The sequence below is a fragment of the Pseudoalteromonas sp. C8 genome, from assembly GCF_011378685.1.
In the GTDB taxonomy this organism is placed as follows: Bacteria; Pseudomonadota; Gammaproteobacteria; order Enterobacterales; family Alteromonadaceae; genus Pseudoalteromonas; species Pseudoalteromonas arctica.
Map to the genome: position 1 here is coordinate 415,750 of NZ_WTKT01000001.1, position 6,149 is coordinate 421,898.

General features: G+C 35.0%; 4 protein-coding genes. All 4 read right to left on the minus strand.

Translation table 11 applies throughout. The features are described from left to right. Nucleotide 1 precedes the first annotated feature (1 nt). On the minus strand, nt 2–1,228 hold the full coding sequence (locus tag GQR39_RS01930) for a glycosyltransferase (protein WP_165734674.1): 1,227 nt from the start codon (nt 1,226–1,228) through the stop codon (nt 2–4). Beyond that, a complete protein-coding gene (locus tag GQR39_RS20435) occupies nt 1,221–2,969 on the minus strand; it encodes a glycosyltransferase family 2 protein (RefSeq protein WP_165734675.1) in 1,749 nt (582 codons plus the stop codon). Before GQR39_RS20435 ends, GQR39_RS01930 begins: the two co-directional genes overlap by 8 nt. Before the next feature lie 78 nt (nt 2,970–3,047). Next, a complete protein-coding gene (locus GQR39_RS01940) occupies nt 3,048–4,028 on the minus strand; it encodes a glycosyltransferase 61 family protein (RefSeq protein WP_165734676.1) in 981 nt (326 codons plus the stop codon). A gap of 42 nt (nt 4,029–4,070) precedes the next feature. Continuing rightward, nucleotides 4,071–5,951, minus strand: a complete 1,881-nt coding sequence (locus GQR39_RS01945; RefSeq protein ID WP_165734677.1) for a hypothetical protein — start codon at nt 5,949–5,951, stop codon at nt 4,071–4,073. Nucleotides 5,952–6,149: the final 198 nt, after the last annotated feature.

The following is a 6,149-nucleotide window of genomic DNA, read 5'->3' on the forward strand; positions in this document are numbered from 1 at the left end:
ATTAGCTAATAATCTTATTTATTTTTATATAGCTCTCGGAAAGAGTTAGAGGTGCGGTTATATTTTTAGCTAAAGTGCTTCCTAAATCAGGCTCATTTAATACTTTTTGTAATGCATCAGCTAATGATACCGGGCTACCAGCCCTAAAATGTAAACCTGTTTTATTGTGCTGTATTTTTTCAGCCATACCACCAATGTCACTAACGATCACTGGCTTTTGATGATTTAAAGCTTCTTGTATTACCATAGGTGAATTTTCCCACCAAATTGATGGCACCACAACCCAGCTAGTAGCTCCTAGAATATTAGTAAGTTCTGAGGGTTCATAAGAGCCGTGCATTCTTACAACACCCTTTAACCTTTTTAGTTGAGCATGTACTTTTTCTTGGAAGTCTGTTGGTTGCGAATCAAAATTTGCGCCATGTATATCAATACAAAGTTGCTGTCTTAATTCTTTAGGTATTAATAGTAACGCGTCAAGTAGCACATCAACGCCTTTAAAGAGGTTAATTTGCCCTATATAAACAATACTTATTTTATCAGTATTATTTAGCTTTACGGTTGGAGCAACATTTTCTAACTGCCCGTTTTCAACAACGTGTATAGCTTCAGAAGAGATGCCCCAGTCGATATAACGCTGTCTTAAAAAAGCTGATGGAGCAATAAATGTGTCAACCATCTCAAAACAGCTCATAATATATTCTTTTCGCAAAAAGAAATCACCCGGTGACTTATCTGGAAAACATCCATTACACTCGCGCGTACCAGATTCAAAGCAAAGCTTATTTTGTCCGCCTGTTTTAATCATCAAACCTGAGTTGTTACATATTGCATAATATTCGTGCAAAGTAAGTACTAACTTTGCATTTGGTAACTTTTGTTTAATGATTTTCATCATTTCTACACCAAGTAAAAAGTAATGGTGACAGTAAATGATATCAGGTGCTATTTGCTCTAATAGGTCAGCGAAATCGCCCCATAAGTGGCGAGTTTTAATATTAGAAAACAAAAAGAAATCGTCATGCGTAGTATGAAATAAAATTTCACGCTTGTTTTTTATAGTAGAAAAAGCGGCTCCACCGTGCGGGGTAACAGAGGTTCTAGCTAAAAAGTAAGCATCGTCACCTTGTTTTAAGCATTCTTTATAAAACTGATAAGCAGCTTGTTCTCCACCGCCTTTGTTAAACTCAGGATGGCCATGAGCAATTATGAGAACTTTTTTAGACATTTTGTTGTTTAACCTCTTCAATTGCATCGCCCCATTTATCTTTTTGATACAAACCATTGAGGAGAGTTAATTTGTACTTCCAATCACCACTGTCAACCAGGTTTTGAGAAAGCCTCTCTAAATGATACAAAGATTCTTTAGTATCAATGTATATTTTCTTATTGTGTTGATAAGCCTTTAGGCACAGATCGGAGTCCTCAAAATCACCTAAAATATAGCGAGTATCAAACCCTCCAACACTCATAAAGAACTCTTTTTCCATTAACATGCATGCACCAGTAACTAGCTCTGTTAATTCAGTTTCTTTTTTATTTATTAAATGCGATGGCATTCCCTTGTGAGGGTGATAGTTCATCCAGATGCCAGGGTAATAGGCATCATCTTGAAAAGCCATGCCTATATGTTGGATAGTTTCATCTTCGTAAACTAGCTTAGTTCCTAAAATACCAGGAGAGTCAAGGGACGCAAACTTTTCAGCTAATCGACCTAGCCATCCTTTATTACTTGGCATTACATCTGAATTTAGTGCAAGTATATATTTACCAGTGGCAATACTCGCACCTAAATTATTTGCCCCTGCAAACCCTAAATTTTTACCTGCGTGTATAGTTTTAAAGGGGTGCTTAAAGGTATTAAACACACCGTGGCACGTAATATTAAATTCTCGCTCAATACGCGGATCATCCAAAACATAAATAATTTCATGATTTTGCATATCTGCATCACTCGAAAACGCGAGTAGCTGGTGTTGTAAAAAGTCATAGCGACCGTAGATAGGAATAATCACAGATACAGTGGGCTCAAAAGTAACTTCACCATACATAGCAACTTCTGGTAAAAGATTATCCATAATAGACTCAGCCTGCCAAATATCAGCTAAATGCCTCAATATCGCAGGCTGGCCATTATCAAAAAAACGAGCTTTATGAACATTAATAAATGCTAAATAGTCTTTTAGTATTTTTGTCTTTGATAATTGACTACTGCCACTGCAGTCAACATCAGAAATCATGATAAGATTTTCAGAAACATTTATAATCAGTTTTTCTGGTAAGAAGTCATTAGGTAACCTACACGCACAAACCATACCCGCATTGTAATCATCGGCTAAGCTAAACTTAGTATTTATATCTGTACGTAAGTAACGAAAACACTCTGTGACTTGATAGCTATTCCCCTCTTTATCTTGAACTACAATATCGCTTAAAGCGTCATTAGTTAGGGCCCAGCCATTAAAGTAAAGTAAGTTTGAATCAGTAAAAACACATAAATCAAAGTAGTGGCTAATTGATGTAGGCTCCACTAATTTATCGCTGGCATCAAGGCTGTTATTGAGCCCTTCTTGCACTTGGCGCATAAAAGATGTTTTTTTAGTTCCAAGAGCTGACAAAACAACATCAGGAGAGTCTATTATCACTGGCTCTAATGAAGAAGCCGAAACCTCTTTATTCTGAAGTTTAAATACTAATTTATTAAAAACTGGCTCACTTTGCTCTGCCACAAGAGTAAATCCATATGCATTAACAGTATCGGGTAAATTAAGTGCTGTTATTAAATCATCTCTTTCAAAAAATTCATAAAACACTTTAGCTAGTGCATTGTCTTCATCTTCAATAGATACAGAGATAACAGGTATATCGGCTTCACTAACAAGCCAACCTGACATATACCAAGCACCATCTAAATATGATGCGTAATCAATATGCATAACTTTATAATTATTATCTAACGCACTGGACACAAAAAATTCCTTTCTTTATAAACCTAATTAGGTTGTAACATGTATACTTTATCAAATTAAGTAGTTGAAAACATAATATTAAAAATTTAATTCCCTTAAACAGCGCCTTAAATGAGGAATATCAAAACGAGTTACTAATTTACCTTCATTGATAATGTGACCTGAAAAAGGTATGCATATAGACTCTATATTATTAAGCTCGTTACACATAATTTGGTTTGGTTTTATCTGATTTGGCTGCCTAACACTACAGATACTTATAACTTTAGTTCGAGGCTTCATAAATAGACAATTATGTAACGCAGAACCTTCAAGACCAGCAATAACACTCGCATTAACTAAAAGCGAAAGTTGCATATCTATTGTTAAATCTTCCATATAAACAACCTTAAAGCCATGCTCAGTAAATACTTCTTCTATTTTATGCTCGTTTACAACCTTGCGTTTTCTTTTTTGTAATTTTGAGCGAGATAAATAAAACTTTAGATTGCTAACTTGTAAATTTAAGACATTCTGACGTAAACGTTCAAATATATTAATATAATTAGGGTGTACCTTATTCAAAATATAACATTGAGCATTCGGGACTGTTAATGTTTCTACTAGTGTATCTTCTTTTAAAATTATTACCTTATCTGGATTTAAGCCAAGCTTTTTAAAGCAAAATGACGCGAAACTTGTCAGCTCATCACTTTTCCTAGGGAGAACAAAATTACTAAATATAAATCCGTCGTATTGAGTAGAACCTTTGACGGCCCAAATCCTAGATAAAGTCTCTAACAAGAAATGACCATAATGCTCGGTATAAAAACCTAAATAGATATAGTGACCACTTAGTTTATTTACATTTTTATTGGCTAAGTGAGTGCTCTTCTCTTTATCAATTTGAGTAAAGTGTTCCTGTTCTAAGTAATCAGAATCTTGCCTTAGGGCTTCACTTATAAGGTTTCCGGATTGATCATAAACCCCAGCTTTAAACTGTCTTTTCTCTCGGTTAACCTGTGTGGCACAAATATAAGCATCGCTACATTTCTTTATAGATAATGAATAACTTTTCAATTCCAGTTCCTAATAAACCAAGTAATTACATGCACACTAAAATTACTGTTCAAAACTTAAAAATACAGCATCTTTGGCATTAATAGTTAACTCTTTAGCTTTTAGCCCTTCCCCTTTAAGACTCGCTTGAAACGAAGTTAGTTTGCTGGTGTTTACTGTAACCACTTTTCTGGACGGATTAGCAATCACTACGCCATTTTCAAAAAAACGATAGGGTATCTCAATGCCGTATCGTATTTCTAAATTAGCTAATTCGACAGAATCAGCATCAGATGTCAAAGTTAAAGTGTTTTGTCCTTTTTTAAGGTTTTTAAAGTAAAAACGACTATCAAAAGCAAGGCTATCAGACCACGTCATATTTTTTTGTTCACTATCTTCATTCGGACTAATGGTTATATAGTTCACTCTATCTTTGTGCTTAATATTTGAACTCGAACTTACGGCAGCGATGACGGTTATATCACCAGGATTACTAAGTTTAAATTTTAACACTATATTTATTTCTTTATCATTACTTTTACTGAATCCAAATAAACTCGCATTCTTATTAAGATGTAGTTCTTTAGACTTAACCTCAAATTCAACAGTATCATCATGCCCTGGTTTTAAATATTGCATATCAGACAATGGCTTTCCAAGCCAAGTATTATAGTTTTTTTCATCTCCTACAAACTCTGACCAATTATCAATACCTTTGCCTCTTGGCCGGTATGCTGGAGCTATTATTGTGTCAGTAAATAGTGCACCTGCCATTCGTAATCTGCGTAAATTTTCTGTAGGTGACTGCGCAGGCCCTTTTTTTCTTGGTACCTTGCCAAGTTTAATGTAATTTAAAGAAGGAGAGTAACTTCGTGACTTCCAAAATAGGTGACGATTAATCCCCGATGACCACTGCTCTACTTGGTGATCCCAGTGACTTGGCCAAGTTTCGCTTTCAATCCCATTTAAAACCGAAAATTCACGTTGTTGATTAGCCTCATTACCATCAGCTAAAATCAACTTGCTCTTACCTAACTCACTGCGTAAAGAGCTTAAAAACAAATGAACACCTTGGCTATATTTTTGCTGATAAAGGACATCCAATTTAGATGCTTTACCATCATAATTATAATCTATCGGTGTTTTACGAGATGGGTGTTTTAAGCCTCGAGTATCAGCCAGTACATCAAACTCAACACCATCAAAACTACTTAATACTTTATCGCTGCCAAGATATCCCATAAGGTTATGTGTAAGCCTTAAAGGCATCCCACCTTGAGCTATAATGTTACTGAAATTATATCGCCATAACGCCTGACTACTACCCGGAGCAATTGCTGGTTGTGATACATGGGCAGCTAAATACGCTTTATTTTTTTTATATGATCTAGCTTTAGTACTAAATAAACCTCTTTTTACTGTAATAGTACTTTCGTTTTTTATGCTTAATAACTTAACCTGTTCTGATTTATGCCAGTCTAACTCTTCCATATTATTAACCGGCACAATTACAATATCATCTGAGTTTTTGAAAACCTGAGTGTCGTTGACGGTAATAACAGTATCTGAAGGATCGATTGCCCCCTCTGAATAAGTGCCAACAAAATAAGTCCAGTCTTCAGCGTGAAATGCATCAAAGTCAAAATTAGGATCTCGCGCATTTCCATTAAAATGAAGCAACATAAGCTTAGAAGGGTTATCTTTTTTATATTGGATAAACTTTTTTTGCGCTTCTTTAGATCTACCAGGGATCTCCTCATCTAATGCTTTAACCACCATTCCATCTAACTTAGACCACCGCTTAGCCCACTTCTCGTAACTAATAGAGGTATTTGCTGCGCTATTTTCAACATTACGAAAATAGATTGCTTTAGGGTATTGTTCATCAAATATCTTTAAATCACTTAATTCAGTGCAAGTTGATTGACCACTATAAAGCGCCAAGCTTATAACCATAACTAATAAAGTCTTAATAAAACTCTCCTAAACCCAATCAACGAAGATAAAAAAAGCCTCAATAAATTGAGGCTTTCTATCTTATAACATTTTTAATTTATTATCTGACTGCCAAGCAAAGTTAAGTCTTTACCATCCAAGCTTGTTAAAACTAGCGCTTGTTGTGTTTGGCTTATGCCACTAATT

What these genes read in the sequence shown, in the direction of transcription:
- GQR39_RS01930 (WP_165734674.1), bottom strand. Translation starts at nt 1,228, where the DNA reads ATGTCTAAAAAAGTTCTCATAATTGCTCATGGCCATCCTGAGTTTAAC.